Here is a 16,968-nt window from a genome sequence, read left to right as displayed (position 1 = left end):
GACGTCTTGCGCGGATCATCAAGAACAACAGGAAACCACCGCTATGAATTTCAGAGTGCTTGGGGCAGTCCTTGCCGGAAGTTTGCTCGTCATGTCTACCGCCGCGCACGCGGATCGCCTCGACGACATCAAGAAAGTGGGCGTGTTGCGCGTTGCCGCGTTCGACAGCAATCCGCCGTTTGGCTTCGTCGATCCGAAGAACAACCAGATCGTCGGGCTCGACATCGACTATGCGCGTGCTCTCGCGACCCGGCTCGGCGTCAGGCTCGATATCCAGCCGACCAATCCTGCCAACCGTATCGCCTTCCTGAAGTCGGGCAAGGTGGATCTGGTGTTCGCCAACTTCACGATTACCGACGATCGCAAGAAGGAGGTGGATTTCAGCACCCCGTATTTTGCGTCCGGCACGCAGTTCATCGCGAAGAAGGGCACGCTCACGTCGCCGCAGCAATTGAACAGCTTGCGTATCGGCGCGGACAAAGGCACGACCAATGAGCAGCAGGTGCGCGCGCAATTCCCGGGCGCCACGATCGTCGCTTACGACGACACGCCGTTCGCTTTCGCCGCGCTGCGCACGGGCAATGTGCAGGCGATTACGCAAGACGGGCCGAAGCTCGTCGCGTTGCTGGCTAAAGTGCCGGACAAGGCGAACTACGAGATCCCGCCGTTCACCATCTCCAACGACTACGAAGGTGTGGGTGTGCCGAAGGGCGAGACGCGACTGCTGAATGTCGTCAACGAGACGTTGAAGGATCTCGAGGCCAAAGGCACGGCCGGCAAGATTTACGACACCTGGTTCGGCCCGACAAGTGCCGCGCCGTTGCCACGTTTGTTCAAGATCGGCGACGCGCAAAAGAGCTGACGTACGTCGCTTTCTAAGCGCCTGAATACGGCCCGGTCATGACTCGAAACGAGCGGCCGGGCCGTCTTGCTGATAGAGGACCGCGGTTTTTCGAATGCATTTAATCAATCTCTGGCTGGAGCCTCGCTATCTCGACTGGCTCGCACATGGCTTTGTCATCACCCTGGTTCTGTCGGCTTGCGTGAGCGTATGCGCCACGTTGCTAGGCTTCGGGCTGGCGATGGCTCAAATCTCCCAACATCGCACGGTCGCCACTGCGGCACGGCTCTATGTGCTCGTGTTTCGCAATTCGCCGCTGCTGGTGCAGTTGCTATTCTGGTACTTCGGCGCGGCGACGCTGCTGCCCCAGCTGTGGATGACGTGGCTGAACGCGCCGCATCTGTTGAGCGTTGGGCCTCTTGTCTTGCGCTGGCCGAGCTTCGAGCTGTTCGCGGGCTGGCTCGGCTTGACCTGCTACAGCACCGCCTTTATCGCCGAAGAGTTTCGCGCCGGCATTCGCGGCGTGGGCGTCGCGCAATATCAGGCGGGCGCGGCCCTGGGCATGACCCGGTACGCCACCTTACGTCATGTGATCTTGCCGCAAGCGGTGCGTATCGCCACGCCGCCGCTCGCGGGGCAATACATGAATATCGTGAAGAACTCGTCGCTGACAATGGCGATCGGCGTGGCCGAGCTGTCGTATATGTCGCGTCAGGTCGACACGGAGAGCTTCCGGACTTTTCAGGCCTTCGGTACGGCAACCGTGCTGTATGTCCTCACCATCGCGTTGATCGAAATTGCATTGGTGATCTGGCAACGCACGGGTGCGCGTGCGTTGCAAAGGGGGCATGCATGAGTGCGCTCGAATGGCTGCCGACGCTGCGATATCTGCTGCTAGGTGCGTTCCCCAATGGGCCGCTTGGTGGCGCGGCGTTGACTGTGGTGCTGTCGGTGGTGTCGGCGCTGCTGTCCGCTGCGGTAGGTCTGGCAGGCGGCGTGGCGCTCTCGATGACGCGCGGCGTCACGCATCTGCTTCTGCTCGGAATCGTCGCGTTTTTCCGGGCGATTCCGGTGCTGATGCTGATTTTCTGGACGTTCTTCCTGATGCCGATTCTGCTGCATGTCGACGTGCCGGGTCTGGCGGCGGTGGTGTGCGCGCTGTCGTTGATCGGTGGCGCGTATCTGTCGCATTCGGTACATGCGGGCATCGTCTCGATCGGAGCGGGCCAGCAGAACGCGGCGCTGTCACTCGGGCTGACGCGTTGGCAAGCGTTACGCTATGTGGTGCTGCCGCAGGCGGTACGCGTGATGATGCCGTCGTTCGTCAATCAGTGGGTGTCGCTCATTAAAGATACTTCGCTCGCGTATATCGTCGGGGTGCCGGAATTCACCTTTCTCGCCAATCAGGTCAACAGCCGTCTGATGATTTACCCCGCGCAGATTTTCGTGTTCGTCGGGATCGTGTATGTGGCTTTGTGCTCTGCGCTGCAATGGATTGCGTCTCTTGTGTTGTTGCGCGCGCCGGCCGCTCGCGTCACTGGCACCGACACGGAAACCGAGGCCGGCAAGGCGCGCAGCAAAGAGCGTAGCGTGGCGATGCCCTAACGCGCTGAGTTTGTGCATGGGCCGGGCACGGCTCGTTGGCGTGACCTGTGCGCCGATCCGAGACGTTCAGTGCTGCCCGACAGTCCCGTTCAATCCGTCCAGCAACTGCGCGCGCAGTTCATCAACGACAGGTCGCGCCTGTCGCGCGGCCTCGCTGTGTCGATGGCGGCAACGCAAGTCCCGCCACGCGCCAGGTCTTCAGCGGATCGCGTCGTGGTGGCGCTTCGCGATGCCGTCGAACGGTTGATGCGGAGTCCTCGAGCGACAGTGAATCGTCGGTAGCCATGGCGGTGTGGTCGGCTTACTTGCCTGCGTCGGCCGCGATAATTGGCTGCGCGGGCTTTGCATCGATCAACGCGTCGATGATCTGGTTCAGGTTCGTGTCCGGTTTAACCAGTTGCTCCTGCGTGAGAATAGGCGCAGCGGCCTTGAGCGCGGCGAGTTGTCTGGCGCCCGGTTGCGGGTGGCTGAAGTCGTTGCGGCTCAACTGCAGTTTCGCCACCGGCAGCGATACCTTCGATTCCTCGGCGACGATTTTCGCGGTCTCTTCAGGATGGGCCGCGATCCACAGGCGCGCCTTTTCGTAAACCGTCAGGACGTGCGCCAGCGTATCGGGATGCGCGCTGATGAAGTCTTCGCGCGCGTCGAGTAAGCCCCACGTATTGAAGTCGACGTTGCGGTACAGGAGGCGCGCGCCGTCGTCGATCTGCGCGGCGGCCATGTGCGGATCGAGACCGGCCCACGCGTCCACCTGACCGTTGGCGAGCGCGACACGTCCATCGGGATGTTGCAGATTCACGATCTCGACGTCGTCGCGGGAAAGTCCGGCGGTATGCAGCGCACGCAGCGTAAATAGAAAAGGATCTGTGCCTTTGGTGGCGGCGATCTTTTTGCCCTTCAGATCAGCGAGTGTGCGGATCGGCGACGTTCGGCCGTCCGCCGATTCAGACGTGGTTGCCGCTTGCCGTGCACGCGGGTCATTCCGCGCCCCCGATGTCGATCTATCGTGAAGAGTTGCCGGTCGGCGAGGGCGTCGATCTCGCCGGGTTGAGCGCCGCCGAGGCCGAGCGTAACGCGCGGCTTGCCACGCGCGACGATGTCGTCGTCTCGCTCGTGGGCCTCGATGCGTTCAACTGGAAGCTCGCGCGTTTTACACTGAGCTCGGCGCCGCTGCGCGCGATCGAGGGTGTCGTCGGCTATGAAATCGCCTATCTGGCTGCGCCGGGGCTGGCGCGTCTGCGGGAGCTAACCGCGCATGCTGTGCCGACCACGCCGTTGAGCACCACGCATGCCTGACGCCGGTTCGGTACGGCGATGCGCGCGGGCCCGAACGTTGCTGCGTCTACGGCAGCCGCCGCGTGCTTTTAGCGCGCCGCGTATGCTCATCCGCGCTTTGGAGATCCGTCATGACCGACCCGCAACGTCCCACGCCACCTTTTCCAAACCAGCAGCAGGACCAGACGCCGGGGCAAACCGCGCCCATGAAGCCGCAACCGGATCACGGCGAGCAATCGTATAAGGGCTCAGGGCGTCTTGCCGGCAAGGCCGCCATCATTACCGGCGGCGACAGTGGAATCGGCCGCGCTGTCGCCATTGCGTTCGCGCGTGAGGGCGCGGACGTGCTGATCGCCTACCTCAACGAAGACGACGATGCGCGCGAAACCGCGCGCTGGGTGGAGGAGGCCGGCCGCAAGGCGTTGCTGCTGCGTGGCGACATCACGAACCCGGCGCACTGCAAGGAGATCGTCGAGCGAGCCGTCGAGGCGTTCGGGCGCCTCGACGTGCTGGTCAACAATGCGGCCTATCAGATGAGCTATCCGTCGCTCGAAGACATCAGCGATGAAGAATGGGACAAGACTTTCGATACCAACATCGGCGCGATGTTCAGGATTACGCGGGCGGCGGTGAAGTATATGAAGCCAGGGGCGTCGATCGTGAATACGTCGTCGATCAATGCGGATCATCCCAATCCGGGGTTGATCGCCTACGCGACCACCAAAGGTGCGATTCAGAATTTCACCGGCGGTCTTGCTCAATTGCTGGCGGAGAAGGGCATACGGGCGAATTGTGTCGCGCCCGGGCCGATCTGGACGCCTTTGATTCCGTCGACCATGCCGCGCGAGAAAGTCGAGAAATTCGGCGAGCAGGTGCCGATGAAACGCCCGGGGCAGCCGGCCGAACTGGCCGCCGCCTATGTGATGCTCGCCTCCGATGAAGCGAGCTATATCTCGGGCGCAACGATCGCGGTGACGGGCGGAGCGCCCATTATCTAAGATCACACGCGCGTACCACGTTGCGTCAGCTATTTCACTGGCCTTCCGAGGGTGACCTGCGAACCGCCGCTGTTTCCGTGAACTTCAAATCGCGGCGCACGTCCCGTCTCCTGGCTGATGACGGGCGGCGAGAAGAGGGTGAGGACGTAGCAGCAGGGCGCCCGCTTTCCACCAGTTGACGAGACAGCGCTTCAAGCTTTTTGCGAAGGAGTTCGCTCGCCGCGATTTGTTCGTCGAGCGCAATGTCCCGTGATGCCAGTTCTCCTTCGACGCTCGCGCAACGTGTCATCGACGTCGACAACTGGGTTTTCGCCGCAGCGAGCGCATCGCGCAGCTGATCTCGTTCTGCCTGATGCGTGGCCTGCGCCTCGGCCATCCGATCGATAGCGGCCTGCAGTTCCTGGCGCGTCTGGCGCGCGGCCGTCCGCTCGCTGTCGATCTCCAGGAGCGCCCGCTTTTCAGTCGCGGCGAGGCGCTGTTCGCTCTGATTGTGCATGACGCGTAGCTTGCTCAACTCCTCGGCGAATTCCCGTCTGGCTTCCGACAGCGCCGTGGCGGCGGCCGCACTTTCGTTTCTGGACTGCGCGAGCTGATCAGCGAGCATGGTTTTGGCGGTTTCCAGTTCGACCAGGCGCGCGAGCAGCTTCGCGTTTTCAATGCGGACGTCTGCCGCGTCGCGGGACGTCTGCTCGGCGGCGGCGATCGCAGTGTCGCGTTCCGCAGCCAATCCTCGTGCATGTTCGCGTGCCTCGGCTGTTTCGCGCTGCGCGTCTTGCCTGAAGACTTCCAGCGCCGCATTGGCCGCGTCGCCCGATAGCCGCCAAAGCGTCGCCGCCAGTTCGCCGGCGGCGCTCGCGACTTCTGGCGGCAAATCTGGTTGCCCGACGTCGACCCGCGTCTTGTCCCTGACTTCCGTCCAGAAGTCCCGCAAGGCTTTCGCCGGAGCGCTCATGCTGCCTTTGCGAACAAGTTGATAGAGCTTGTTCGCTGTCGGCGTTTCTCCGTAACGGAAGAACATCAGCGCGCAAACCTCACGATAAAGCTCCTGCGTGTCCGGGACGCGCTCACGCAACGCTTCGATGTCGGTTTCGAGAGTCATAGGAATCCTTGGGCGACTGCATTATCCGAATGTGTTAATAATACAACGTATAACGTTGAATACACAATTTACTCGTATCCGCTACACGACATTAGTACTATAATGTCGCGTATGATGTGCCGAATGCTTTTCGCGCAAGAATCTCGTCTTTGGAACCTTCAAAACCGTGCCTGATGCTCAACTCGTCACCGTTCAGCCCGTCGAATCGCTAGTCGTTCCCGAAATTCTCGACGGTCGTGACGGCACCAACCGTGGCGCAGCCGGTGGCTCACAGCTGTCGGCCACCAACGATCTGGACGCCGTCCGCGCGTGGCTGTCGAACTACGCCGATACCAAGACGACGTTCGACAACTACCGCAAGGAAGCCGAGCGGCTGCTGCTGTGGGCGGTCGTGCAACTCGGCAAGCCGCTGTCGTCGCTGACACATGAGGATCTGCTGCGGTTCAAGGGGTTTCTCGTCGATCCGCAGCCGGCGGCGCGCTGGGTTTCGGCCACCGGCGGCAAATTTCCCCGCGGCGACGAGCGCTGGCGTCCGTTCAATGGGCCGCTGTCGCCGGCCAGCCAGCGTCAGGCGCTGATCATCCTGAACGCGATGTTCACGTGGCTGGTCAACGCCGGCTATCTGCGCGGCAATCCCATGGCGCTGCTTCGACAGCGCGCCAAACGCTCCGCGCCCCGAGTGACGCGCTATCTGTCGACGTCGCTATGGGATGAAGTGAAGGTGTTTGTCGAGCAACTGCCGCGCGAGTCTGCCGATGAGCGGGCGTATTACGCCCGTAGCCGCTGGCTGACGACGCTTTTCTATCTTCAGGGCATGCGGATATCGGAAGTCGCCGGCGGGAAAATGGGCGACTTTTCCCGCCGGCTAGGCGCTGACGGCAAAGATCAGTGGTGGCTTGAAACGCTCGGCAAGGGGAACAAGGAGCGCATCGTCCCCGCCTCGCCTGAGCTGATTCAGGAAATGCGGCTTTACCGAACTGAAAATGGTTTGGCGCCTCTGCCCACCCGGAGCGAAGAAACACCGTTGGTCATTCCATTCAGAGGCCGGAACCGGAATCTGTCCCGCTCCGCCATTCACGACGCGATCAAGAGCATTTTTGGCAATGCCGCCAGTTGGTTGCGCTCCAAAGGCGCCGAGTTCGCCGATCGAGCGGACGAACTGGAAAGAGCATCGGCGCACTGGCTTCGACATACCGCGGGTTCGCATCAAGCAGACGGCGGTGTGGATCTGCGGACGATCCGTGACAATCTGGGCCACGTGTCACTCAACACGACCAGTCTTTACCTCCATACCGAAGACGATGCGCGCCATCGCGAAACAGTCGATCGCCACCGCATGAACTGGGACGATTCCAAACCTGAGGGGAAGTGAATCCGGCCGGCCCTGACCGCCCTGCAGCGGGTGCCAGAGCCGTCCCATCTCACTTGCGCTTAAGTTGCGAAATATCCCGCACCGCGCCGCGATCAGCCGAGGTCGCCAGCGCGGCGTAGGCCTGCAACGCTTGCGACACCACGCGTTCACGATTCACCGGCAGCCAGGCCTTGTCGCCGCGTGCCTCCATGGCTTCGCGACGGCGCGCCAGTTCCGCGTCCGACACCACCAGGTGCATCTTGCGGTTGGGAATGTCGATCTCGATCACATCGCCCTCTTCCACCAGGCCGATGTTGCCGCCTTCCGCAGCTTCCGGCGACGCGTGCCCGATCACCAGCCCGGACGAACCACCCGAGAAGCGGCCGTCGGTAAACAGCGCGCAGGTCTTACCCAATCCCTTGGACTTCAGATACGACGTGGGGTAAAGCATTTCCTGCATGCCGGGGCCGCCCTTGGGACCTTCGTAACGGATCACGACCACGTCGCCCGCCACAACCTTGTCGCCCAGAATGGCTTCGACGGCGTCGTCCTGGCTTTCGAAGACGCGAGCGCGTCCGGAGAAGATCCACTGCGATTCGTCGACACCGGCGGTCTTGACGATGCAGCCCTTGTCCGCGAGGTTGCCGTAAAGCACGGCGAGGCCGCCGTCTTTCGAATACGCGTTCTGCTTGCTACGGATGCAGCCGGTCTTGCGGTCGGTATCCAGCGACGCGAACGTGGCTTCCTGGCTGAACGCAACGGTGGTCGGAATGCCGCCCGGCGCCGCGCGGAAGAATTTCTGCGCTTCTTCGCCCGCGTCGCCGGCCACGTCCCACTTGGCGATGGCGTTGCCCAGCGTGCCGCTATGCACGTTGCCGCACGACAGGTCGAGCAGCTCCGCGCGGGCCAGCTCGCCGAGAATGCCGAGAATGCCGCCGGCACGATGCACGTCTTCGATATGGTATTTGTCGGTGGCGGGCGCCGCTTTGCACAGGCACGGCACCTTGCGCGAGATGCGATCGATGTCGGACATCGTGAAGTCGACGCCGGCTTCCTGCGCCGCTGCCAGCAGGTGCAGCACGGTATTGGTCGAACCGCCCATGGCCACGTCGAGCGCCATGGCGTTCTCGAACGCCTGCTTGCTCGCGATGCTGCGCGGCAGGACCGACACGTCTTCTTCCTGATAGTAGCGGCGGCACAGGTCCACCACCAGGCGGCCGGCCTGCTCGAACAGGCCCTTGCGCCATGCATGCGTGGCGACGATCGTGCCGTTGCCGGGGAGCGCCAGGCCGATCGCTTCGGTCAGGCAGTTCATCGAGTTCGCGGTGAACATGCCCGAGCAGGAACCGCACGTCGGGCAGGCGCTGCGCTCGACCTCGGCCACTTCGGCGTCGCTGATCTTCGGGTCGGCCGCCTTGATCATCGCGTCGATCAGGTCGATCTTGGCGATCACCTGGCCGTCCGTCGGCGATTTGACCTTGCCCGCTTCCATCGGACCGCCGGAAACGAACACGACGGGGATGTTCAGGCGCATGGCGGCCATCAGCATGCCCGGCGTGATCTTGTCGCAATTGGAGATGCAGACCATGGCGTCGGCGCAGTGCGCGTTGACCATGTACTCCACCGAGTCGGCGATCAGTTCGCGCGAGGGCAGCGAATACAGCATGCCGCCGTGACCCATGGCGATGCCGTCGTCCACGGCAATGGTGTTGAATTCCTTGGCGACGCCGCCGGCCGCTTCGATTTCCTTCGCGACCAACGCGCCGAGGTCGCGCAGATGCACATGGCCCGGCACGAACTGCGTGAACGAGTTCACCACCGCAATAATGGGCTTGCCGAAATCTCCGTCCTTCATTCCGGTGGCGCGCCACAAGGCGCGTGCGCCGGCCATGTTGCGGCCATGGGTCGAAGTTTTCGATCGATAGTCAGGCATCTGTGTCCTCAGGTATTGGGGTCGTCGACATTGGAATTGTGCCCAGGCCGCCACATGCACCATCGCGAACGGCGACCGGCGCGGCGATTGCCGCAGGGTGGCCCGCAATGGCGCGCGCGTGCGCGTGCGGCTGGGAAGGTACGAATAGTGCGAGAGGACGCTTAAGACGTCCAATATATTTTTCCGGTGCAATTAAGTCGGAAAAGATATTAATGGACGGTCGGCGCAGGCGAGGAAGTGGCGGTTGCGTGAACGTTCCGCCGGGCGGCGCATCAGCGGAAACCGTATTCAGGGTTGCCACGATCGAAAATGGATTCGCTCCACTGACGAGGCACGACATCTTCGAAGCGGATCAGCTCCAGCAGGCCGCCCTGTTCGTCCCACGCGGCTTCGCCACAGGGCCAGGTGTGCTGAAGATCGAACAGCAGTCTGACGCGCGGCGCGTAATGCGCGGGCGGTCCTGACGGAGCGGTCCATGTCCACGCAAGCAATCGCGTGCCGTGCGCGTTCATGAGTTCGATGCGGCCCGGCTTTTCGCTGAGGCCCTCTTCACGAAAGCTGCGCGCATCGTGCTCGACAGTGCGCGCGATGAACTGCAAGCCGAGATCCCGGACGCTATGGCGGGACTGGGCGTGCGCGAACGGGCCGTCGACGGCGACCTTGCCCGACACGAGACGCAGCCGGCCGCCCAGATGGCCGAACATGCTTTTCGGGTCCGTGGTTTCGTCGTAAAGGATCTCCTGGCCCGCATGAGCGCCATCAGGCAGCCATTTTGCGTAGACTTTTCGAGGGCTGTGCTGGTAGCGGATAAGCATGTGATCGGGGCGCTCCGGCCATCTTCCGGATATGCGCTCCTGACGGAACATGCTGTATTCGTAGGCGTCTTCGGCAATCATGTCGGACTTCGCGTACTCGACGAAGGCCTCAGGCTTCATCGCGTCCATCAGGGCAAGGATCTGATCGTCGGTCAGGGACAGAATCGAGTGGTTTTCGATCCGCGTGCGCAATGACGCTGCCTGTTCGCGAGCCGGGAGACACCGGAACTGCTCGATATCCGCATTCACGGTATCCGACGCGACAGCATTCGCGCATTCCGCCGCTGTCCCGGATGAAGCCGGCGCAATCGGGCTGGTCGATTGGGCGAACGCGCCCATTGAGACGATCAGGCACGTCAAGGCGAGCCCATGCAACAACGTCCGCGCGACTGTCCGCCATCCCGCAGCAGGCAGCGTGCGCCGGCGTACCGGATGATTGGAGATGCCAAATCCGCAAAACGTCATGGGTTTAATCCGTGGCTGGTTTACCGGCGTTTGAAGGGTTGCCCTAGCATGCTGCATGCGTCGATCGCCATGGGTCGCAATTGCGCCTCAGAGAGTTGACCGGTCAGCGCGCAGCCCGTTCCCTGGCTCCCCCAGTAGAACGTGCTGCGATTGCCGTCACGAAACAGGCGGAATGCTGTCGCATCCTTTGGAACCGCTGCGACGTACATCGTGAGCCGGGCACCTGCCGTGTTCTGATACATGAATTGTGCGGCAGGCCCGGACTCGCCGGGCAGCAGGCGGCCGCCCATCAGCGAATACCCATATTCCCGAAGCGAAGCCACCGTCAACTGTCGATCGAGGCGCCGTGACAACCAGTTGACCAGTTGATCGCGTTGCAGCGCCGCGACCTCCACGGGGTGGCGTTGCTCGGGCGCGTACACCGCGAAAGCGATGTCGGCGCGCTCCGCGAACCCGGGCGGAGCGGCCGCGAAATTCGCCGACACCCAACCGGGTGACGAGCCGAGCGCCACGCCTATCGCCATGCAGGAGGCCGCGAGGCCAGCCTGCCGCCACCACGGCGTGAAGCGGCGGCGCACGACGATGCAGCGCGCGTCGTCTCGCGGATCCCTGAACAATGCTGCCAGCGCGGCTTTTTGCGCGCGGTAGTCGCCCACGCGTTCGGCCGCTCCCAGGTCGGTTGCCAGCCAATGGAGCGCGGCTGCGCGCTCCGACGCGGAGAGTTCATTGTCGGCAAACGCCGATAGCGGCCGCAGATCGGTACCACCCAAGCCTTGAGTCCTCCGGTCACGGTCGTCGTTCATGGCTAGTTTGCAGGTTGCAACTGCCCTGCCCTGATGCCTCTTGATGACGGAATGCCGTCCGTCGCAGATCCACGCACACGCGCGGTGAATCGGAGCCCGCGGCATAACCCCTTCTTTCTAGCCGGGAATGACGTTCCGGCACAGAACGGGCTCGAAATATCCGGCGCCAATACCGTGAGTAAACGTCCGCATGGTGCGCTCTATTCCAATCATATGAAGTGAGCGTTTGCCGCTGCGTATCTGTTTATCGCGCAAAGGTCCGCCCGCCGCTCAGGCGAGTCAATTTCGCCAAGCCTACTCAGCATGAAGGTTTACGCGAAAGATGGAATAGGCGGTCGCACCGGATCGTTTAGACAGCATGTCCGAACCAACGGCAGACTTCGATGAACATTCGACAGCAGCATTTCATTCGGCCTGTCGGCAGCATGCTGCTGATGGCATCCGTCGCGTTGGTCGCCGGCTGCGGAGGCGGTGGTGGTAGCGGCAGCAGCACGTCGATGGTTTCGATCGGCGGCACCGCGGCAACCGGCAAGGCGCTTGCGAACGCGACGATCAACATCGACTGCGTACGGGGCTCGATGTCGGTTGCGGCGGATGCGAACGGGAACTACCACGCGACGCTCGGCGCAGTGATGCCCTGCCTGATCTCCGCGACCTCCGGCGTGACGATGTTGCATTCCGTTGCATTCGCCGGCGGCACGTACAGCGTCACGCCGGAGACGGATCTGCTGGTGTCGTATCTGGCGGCGCAACTCGGCACGAATGAAACCGGACTGATCGCCGGCTTCGGGGTGAACACACAGTTCCAGCAGACGCTCGCGAATCAGACCGACGTGCTGACCGCGCAGGCCGCGGTCGTCCAGAATCTACAGCAAACGTATGGTGTTACGCTGTCCGCACCCAATTTCCTGACCACCACGTTCGCTGCCGGTCAGCCTGGCGAGGACAGTGATCTCGAAGCCCTCCTCGCTCGCGGCGCCATCGACGCCAACGGCGAACCGGCCGCCGCCGCCGTCGCGCTGATGGCCACGGCGGGAGCGGCACATCCGATTGCGGTATCACCGAATAACAGCACGGGTGGGACCGGGGTCGGCGGCATTGGAAGCTCGGGCGGCATGATGTGACCCGACAGGTCGAGCCACATGACGCCCGCGAGTCAGAGCAATTCCATGGTGACGTCCCCCGCTAAATGGCTGCGGCTGGAGCTGGAAGAACGCGCGCGAAACAGAGTCGTGAACTCTTCCGCTGGCAGAGGTCGCGAAAAAAGATAGCCCTGTCCCGCCTGGCAAGACCATTCCCGAAGGAGCCGTGCCTGCTCATCCGTTTCAATCCCCTCGGCGGTGACGGACAAGCCAAGAGACTGCGCCATGGAGATGACGGCTCGAACGATGGCGTCGTCCTCGGCACTCGTGCCGATGCCCTGAACGAAGGAACGGTCGATCTTCAGCACATCCAGCGGCAGCTTGCGAAGATAGCTTAGCGACGAGTAACCCGTACCGAAGTCGTCGATTGCGATCGTTACGCCAAACTCTTTCAGCTTTCGGAGCGTCTCGATACTCTTTGCCGTATCCCGCATGATCAGACCTTCCGTGACCTCCAGTTTCAACGCCGCTGCGCCGATCTGAGCACTGGACAGCGCCGCCGCCACGTCGGCAACGAGGTTGGGATCATCGAACTGCCGGGGGGAGAGATTGACGCTGATCTGCAGGGGCGGCTCGGTTGGGAACTCCTGCTGCCAGCGGGCGACTTGCTGGCAAGCCTCTTCCAGCACGTATCGTCCGAGCGGGATGATCAGGCCGCTTTCTTCTGCAATCGCAATGAACTCGGACGGTGGCAACAAACCTCGCGTGGGGTGCTGCCACCGCACGAGCGCTTCCATTTCACTGAACCCTGCCGCCTGAAGCTGCATGATGGGCTGAAAATACACGCGTAGTTCACGATGCTCGATCGCGTAACGCAGGTCCGTCTCGATCTCCAGCTTCTTGACGGCTTCGGTGTGCATGTCTTCTTCGAAAACCACATAGCGGCCCTTGCCGCCGTTCTTGGCCCGGTACATCGCAACGTCGGCGTCCCGCAATAACGTTTCAGCATCGCCGCGGCCACCGCCGGCGCGCGCGAATGCGAGCCCGACGCTCGCGCTGACGATGTACTGCTTGTTGTCGAGATCGAACGGTTGACTGAACTGGGCAAGGATGTTGTCCGCGACCAGAGTCCCCTCGCTGGTTGCTTCACTGCCGAGGTGTTCCAGCAGGATGACGAACTCGTCTCCGCCCAATCGCGCGACGGTATCGGAGGGACGAACGCAGCCTTCGAGGCGCTTGGCCGCTGCGATCAGCAGCCGGTCTCCCACGTGATGCCCAAGACTGTCATTGACGCGCTTGAAGTTATCCAGGTCGATGAAAACGACGCCGATCATCGCATTGCGCCGACGCGCGCGAACTTCGGCCTGACCAATCCGATCGAGCAGCAGCGCGCGGTTCGGTAACGCGGTGAGCGTATCGTAGAACGCCCTTCGTGCGAGTTGCTCCTCGAAGTTCTTTCTTTCGGTGATGTCGCTCGCTGTTGCCACGATCGCACCGACCGCCGGTTCGTCGAGCAGATTCGTCAAAGTAAGCTGAATATAGCGCCAGTTATCGCCCTCGCCTCGCGTGCGAATCTCGATGGACTTCGTGGATCGAGCCGTCGACGCCACGGTTTGCAACAGATCCGCCAGCGCGGGACGATCAGTGGGATGAATCGGACCGAGCAGACTGGTGCCGACGAGCTGACCCATGTTCCGCAACGGATCCGGTCTTCGCGTCGGCGCCTCGTAAGTCACCGTCCCATTGATGTCGGAAACGAGTATCGCGTCCGACGTGTTCGCGACAAGCGCCTGCAGCCGCTGTTCGCTCGTGCGCAGTGCATCCTGGGCCGCCGCGTCCGCGTTCTTGCGAATTCGCCGCAGCATCTGCAGAAACAGCAGCGTCAGCCCCACCCCGATCGCCAGAACCACCGGGGTCGATATCAGAACGATCCGTTGCACGGCAACGAGCCGGTTGAGTTGCGTCGTCGCATCGTCGCGATGCTGTGCCGCTGCTGCAAGGACCTGGTGCTCGATATCGTCGAAGAGCGGATCGGCGGAATCCTCGTCGATCTCATTGGCTTTGGCGATGTCGTGATCGTCGACGGCCTTGAACATCGGCTTCGCGAACGATCGATACTTCGCGTGCTTCTCCAGCAGGCCGAGCAGCATCGTGCTGCTGCCGGGTTCAAGCACCATCGCCTTCTTCAGCGAAGCATCCAGTGCCGCGCCGGCTTCGCTGTGCTCCCGCAGAACTTCCGGACGTGGGTCGAGGAAGTACTTGCGTTCGGCCGACTCCTCCCATGCGACGCTATAGCGGGCTTCCTCGAAAGCGTTATCCGCCTCGTTGGCGGCTTGCGCGGCGAAACCAGCGCTCAAGCTTTCATAGGCTCCCCAGAAGGCCAGAAGCGGCACGCTCAGCAGAACGAGGATCAGTCCAAATACTGCGGTGCGCCGCGCCGGCGGTACATTCAACGCCGACTGCTCCAATGGGTCTGCCCCTGAATTGCCTCGCCACGGGTAACGACGCCTTTGGGTATCTTTCTTTCTGGTCACGATTGCTCCAATGTGGAACGTCACGTCGACGGGTTGATCTGTTCGAGCAGGCTGGGCGGAAGGCCATCAGAGGTGCCGGTCTTCTGGGAGAAGACGCGCGCATCCTGAAGTCGTGGCCCTGAGCGTGACTCAATTCATTCCTTGACTCCGAATCGCGTCGATGACGAACGACGCTGATTCCGGCCCGCGTTTTATCGGACCACCGCTTGTTTACGGCACACGCCGGATTTTCTGGAGGTCTCGCGCTGTCGTTCCACGCCGGGAACATGGTTTTGCCGTAGACGGATTTTGTTCGCCGGCTTTTCGCACGATCATAGACACCATTCCCGCTCGCGAAAGCGAGCTGACAATCGTAGCGAGGAGACAGTATGCAAGCGGCCATTCCGACGCCAACGGGCTGTAGTGAGCAAGCAGAAGCCGCCCGATTCCGATGGGTGATTCTATTTTTCGCGTGGGCCGGGCTCATGCTGAGCACGGTCTGCCGCCTCGCCTGGGGAACGCTGGCACTTCCCGCAGGACAGTCGCTCGGGCTTCCCATTGCCGCCCTCGGTGTGTTTGTCACGGCGTTCTACGCGGGCTACGTTCTCTCCAATGTCGTGGGTGGTGTCTCGACCGATCGGATCGGTGGCCGCACAACCCTGTCGGTCTCCCTTTTCGGCCTCGCAGTCGCGACGTTCTGCTTCGGGTACACCCCATCATTAGCTGTGGGGCTCGTATTGCAATGCATCATGGGGCTCACCGCGGGCGCCGACTACGCGGCCGGCGTGAAACTCGTTTCGACATGGTTTACCCGGCACGAACGCGGCAGAGCCGTCGGTCTGCTGATGAGCGCGTCGTCCATCGCGGTCATCGTAACCAACGCGGTTCTGCCTGGCGTCGTCACCCAGCTTGGCTGGCGCAACACCTATCACGGACTCGGTATTTGCGCGCTGATACTGGCAATCCTGACTGCGGTGATCGTCCGCAACCATTCCATCCATTCCGACGTCCATCTGTCGGGACGCACCTCGGAAAAGTTGCGTCTGAGGACCCTCCTCACGCGCAACTTCGTTTTGCTTGCGCTCGCCGGCTGCGGCGGGTTCTGGGGCACACTTGGCTTTGCGTCATGGGCGATTTCGCTCATGGTCAAAGGACATCACCTCGTTCCGGTGCAAGCAGGGTTCATTGTGGCGATCGCAGGGGTTGCAGGGCTCGTCAGCAAACCGTCGATCGGCTGGCTCTCCGACAAACTGGGCGGACGCCGCAAAGCATTGACAGTCGCGTCGTTTCTCTTCTTCTTTGTGGTTCTGCTGGCGTTCGGTCAGCTTTCAGATATCGATGCATTTCGTCTCGCGGCTCCGTTCGTCGGTATCGGCGCATTCGTCTACAGCCCGCTGCTGGTGACGCTGGTTGCTGAACAGAGCGGCATCAATCGGGCTGGCTCTGCCGCCGGCATCGCGAATGCGGTCTGGCAGTCGGGCTCGGCGATGTCGCCGGCTGTCGTAGGTCTCGTGTTTCAGGCTAGCCACTCATTTCAGATGGCCTTTGCCGCGCTCGCAGTGGGCCCGCTGCTGGGCGCGATCTGCATGCTGTTTGTGAAAGAGCACGTCAGCCAATAATCATCCGGCGACCTGCGCCATGCGGCGACAAACATCGCCCGCATGGCGCTTCAAGTTGCAATAGCCATGTTTCGACTTCCGACCAGCACGCCTGGGCAAAAGCGCCACCATCATCAAGAGAGGACTGGAATGAACCACATTACCCATACTTTCGATACGCCGTGGAGATCGCATCAGATTGAAGGATCACGCGGCTACGAATTCATCTTCAACATTCTGGGCACCGAATACACCGATGCCTACAACATCGATATTGCGAAGGTGGCTCCAGGCGGATATTCGCCATTGCATATTGATCAGGATAACCACGCGTTTTACATCCTCGACGGCGAAGGCGAAATTGACATCGCCGATAAGTGTTTTCAGGTCAAACCAGGATCAGTCGTGCGGATTCCGCGCGGCGTGGTGCATGCGATCCGAAATATTGGCGAGGGCTGGTTGATGTTGCTTAGCATTTATGACCCGCCTCGCATCCGCAAGCAGCAGGCGGTGGAAACCACCTGAGGTCGATCGTTTGAGGGGGCTGGCGATTGGGCGTGGCGCCCAGACAGGCCGCTGCGGTCTTCAGT

The 16,968-nt window shown here is 61.9% G+C and carries 14 protein-coding genes and 1 pseudogene; 9 read left to right on the top strand and 6 right to left on the bottom strand.

What is annotated here, in order from left to right; all coding sequences use genetic code 11:
* The first annotated feature begins 43 nt into the window (after positions 1 to 43).
* The 3 genes from P0D96_RS03125 to P0D96_RS03115 all read left to right on the top strand — a co-directional run bounded on the left by P0D96_RS03125 (position 44) and on the right by P0D96_RS03115 (position 2,446).
* On the top strand, positions 44 to 862 hold the full coding sequence (locus tag P0D96_RS03125) for an ABC transporter substrate-binding protein (RefSeq protein ID WP_408311558.1): 819 nt from the start codon (positions 44 to 46) through the stop codon (positions 860 to 862).
* A 94-nt stretch (positions 863 to 956) separates the two neighbouring features.
* Positions 957 to 1,697 carry an amino acid ABC transporter permease gene (locus tag P0D96_RS03120; protein WP_408311555.1) on the top strand — a complete coding sequence of 247 codons (741 nt, stop codon included), beginning with the start codon at positions 957 to 959 and terminating at the stop codon, positions 1,695 to 1,697.
* Positions 1,694 to 2,446 (top strand): amino acid ABC transporter permease, encoded by a 753-nt coding sequence (locus tag P0D96_RS03115; protein WP_408311553.1) that lies wholly within the window; start codon positions 1,694 to 1,696, stop codon positions 2,444 to 2,446. Before P0D96_RS03120 ends, P0D96_RS03115 begins: the two co-directional genes overlap by 4 nt.
* 301 nt (positions 2,447 to 2,747) lie before the next feature.
* Here P0D96_RS03115 and P0D96_RS03110 read toward each other — a convergent pair.
* Positions 2,748 to 3,377, bottom strand: a pseudogene (locus P0D96_RS03110) (aliphatic sulfonate ABC transporter substrate-binding protein); the annotation flags it as partial.
* Between P0D96_RS03110 and P0D96_RS03105 the strand changes: the two are divergent.
* Both P0D96_RS03105 and P0D96_RS03100 read left to right on the top strand, forming a co-directional pair.
* On the top strand, positions 3,356 to 3,742 hold the full coding sequence (locus P0D96_RS03105) for a DUF4865 family protein (RefSeq protein ID WP_408311551.1): 387 nt from the start codon (positions 3,356 to 3,358) through the stop codon (positions 3,740 to 3,742). The pseudogene P0D96_RS03110 and the gene P0D96_RS03105 sit on opposite strands and share 22 nt — an antisense overlap.
* A 110-nt stretch (positions 3,743 to 3,852) precedes the next feature.
* Entirely contained in the window at positions 3,853 to 4,719 is an 867-nt protein-coding gene (locus P0D96_RS03100) for an SDR family oxidoreductase (RefSeq protein ID WP_408176858.1), read from the top strand.
* Between the two features lie 34 nt (positions 4,720 to 4,753).
* Here the strand turns inward: P0D96_RS03100 and P0D96_RS03095 are convergent, their stop codons facing one another.
* Entirely contained in the window at positions 4,754 to 5,791 is a 1,038-nt protein-coding gene (locus tag P0D96_RS03095; RefSeq protein ID WP_408311548.1) for a DNA-binding protein, read from the bottom strand.
* A 193-nt stretch (positions 5,792 to 5,984) separates the two neighbouring features.
* Between P0D96_RS03095 and P0D96_RS03090 the strand changes: the two genes are divergently transcribed.
* Complete coding sequence (locus tag P0D96_RS03090; RefSeq protein ID WP_408291283.1) at positions 5,985 to 7,190, top strand: tyrosine-type recombinase/integrase; 1,206 nt, start codon at positions 5,985 to 5,987, stop codon at positions 7,188 to 7,190.
* Between the two features lie 49 nt (positions 7,191 to 7,239).
* Here P0D96_RS03090 and ilvD read toward each other — a convergent pair whose 3' ends face one another.
* The 3 genes from ilvD to P0D96_RS03075 all read right to left on the bottom strand — a co-directional run bounded on the left by ilvD (position 7,240) and on the right by P0D96_RS03075 (position 11,185).
* Positions 7,240 to 9,102 carry a dihydroxy-acid dehydratase gene (ilvD, locus tag P0D96_RS03085; RefSeq protein ID WP_408291281.1) on the bottom strand — a complete coding sequence of 621 codons (1,863 nt, stop codon included), beginning with the start codon at positions 9,100 to 9,102 and terminating at the stop codon, positions 7,240 to 7,242.
* A gap of 272 nt (positions 9,103 to 9,374) precedes the next feature.
* Positions 9,375 to 10,382, bottom strand: a complete 1,008-nt coding sequence (locus tag P0D96_RS03080; RefSeq protein WP_408311545.1) for a DUF1571 domain-containing protein — start codon at positions 10,380 to 10,382, stop codon at positions 9,375 to 9,377.
* Between the two features lie 20 nt (positions 10,383 to 10,402).
* Entirely contained in the window at positions 10,403 to 11,185 is a 783-nt protein-coding gene (locus tag P0D96_RS03075; protein ID WP_408311542.1) for an anti-sigma factor family protein, read from the bottom strand.
* A gap of 383 nt (positions 11,186 to 11,568) precedes the next feature.
* Here P0D96_RS03075 and P0D96_RS03070 point away from each other — a divergent pair, with 383 nt between their 5' ends.
* Positions 11,569 to 12,309 carry a hypothetical protein gene (locus P0D96_RS03070; RefSeq protein WP_408311539.1) on the top strand — a complete coding sequence of 247 codons (741 nt, stop codon included), beginning with the start codon at positions 11,569 to 11,571 and terminating at the stop codon, positions 12,307 to 12,309.
* Between the two features lie 32 nt (positions 12,310 to 12,341).
* Here P0D96_RS03070 and P0D96_RS03065 read toward each other — a convergent pair whose 3' ends face one another.
* A complete protein-coding gene (locus P0D96_RS03065) occupies positions 12,342 to 14,735 on the bottom strand; it encodes a putative bifunctional diguanylate cyclase/phosphodiesterase (protein ID WP_408311537.1) in 2,394 nt (797 codons plus the stop codon).
* A gap of 434 nt (positions 14,736 to 15,169) precedes the next feature.
* Here P0D96_RS03065 and P0D96_RS03060 point away from each other — a divergent pair, with 434 nt between their 5' ends.
* Both P0D96_RS03060 and P0D96_RS03055 read left to right on the top strand, forming a co-directional pair.
* Positions 15,170 to 16,399 (top strand): MFS transporter, encoded by a 1,230-nt coding sequence (locus tag P0D96_RS03060; RefSeq protein WP_408311534.1) that lies wholly within the window; start codon positions 15,170 to 15,172, stop codon positions 16,397 to 16,399.
* Between the two features lie 129 nt (positions 16,400 to 16,528).
* Positions 16,529 to 16,903, top strand: a complete 375-nt coding sequence (locus tag P0D96_RS03055) for a cupin domain-containing protein (protein WP_408176847.1) — start codon at positions 16,529 to 16,531, stop codon at positions 16,901 to 16,903.
* Positions 16,904 to 16,968 lie beyond the last annotated feature (65 nt).

Source organism: Paraburkholderia sp. RL17-347-BIC-D (assembly GCF_046027915.1).
GTDB lineage: Bacteria > Pseudomonadota > Gammaproteobacteria > Burkholderiales > Burkholderiaceae > Paraburkholderia.
The sequence above is the reverse complement of the archived record's forward strand: the minus strand, read 5'-3'. Positions and strand labels throughout refer to the sequence as shown.

Bases quoted from the DNA above. Each gene is read 5' to 3' on its own strand.
- P0D96_RS03100 (WP_408176858.1), top strand. From the start codon at position 3,853: ATGACCGACCCGCAACGTCCCACGCCACCTTTTCCAAACCAGCAGCAG.
- P0D96_RS03055 (WP_408176847.1), top strand. From the start codon at position 16,529: ATGAACCACATTACCCATACTTTCGATACGCCGTGGAGATCGCATCAG.
- P0D96_RS03070 (WP_408311539.1), top strand. From the start codon at position 11,569: ATGAACATTCGACAGCAGCATTTCATTCGGCCTGTCGGCAGCATGCTG.
- ilvD (WP_408291281.1), bottom strand. From the start codon at position 9,102: ATGCCTGACTATCGATCGAAAACTTCGACCCATGGCCGCAACATGGCC.
- P0D96_RS03120 (WP_408311555.1), top strand. From the start codon at position 957: ATGCATTTAATCAATCTCTGGCTGGAGCCTCGCTATCTCGACTGGCTC.
- P0D96_RS03115 (WP_408311553.1), top strand. From the start codon at position 1,694: ATGAGTGCGCTCGAATGGCTGCCGACGCTGCGATATCTGCTGCTAGGT.
- P0D96_RS03080 (WP_408311545.1), bottom strand. From the start codon at position 10,382: ATGACGTTTTGCGGATTTGGCATCTCCAATCATCCGGTACGCCGGCGC.
- P0D96_RS03060 (WP_408311534.1), top strand. From the start codon at position 15,170: ATGCAAGCGGCCATTCCGACGCCAACGGGCTGTAGTGAGCAAGCAGAA.
- P0D96_RS03075 (WP_408311542.1), bottom strand. From the start codon at position 11,185: ATGAACGACGACCGTGACCGGAGGACTCAAGGCTTGGGTGGTACCGAT.
- P0D96_RS03125 (WP_408311558.1), top strand. From the start codon at position 44: ATGAATTTCAGAGTGCTTGGGGCAGTCCTTGCCGGAAGTTTGCTCGTC.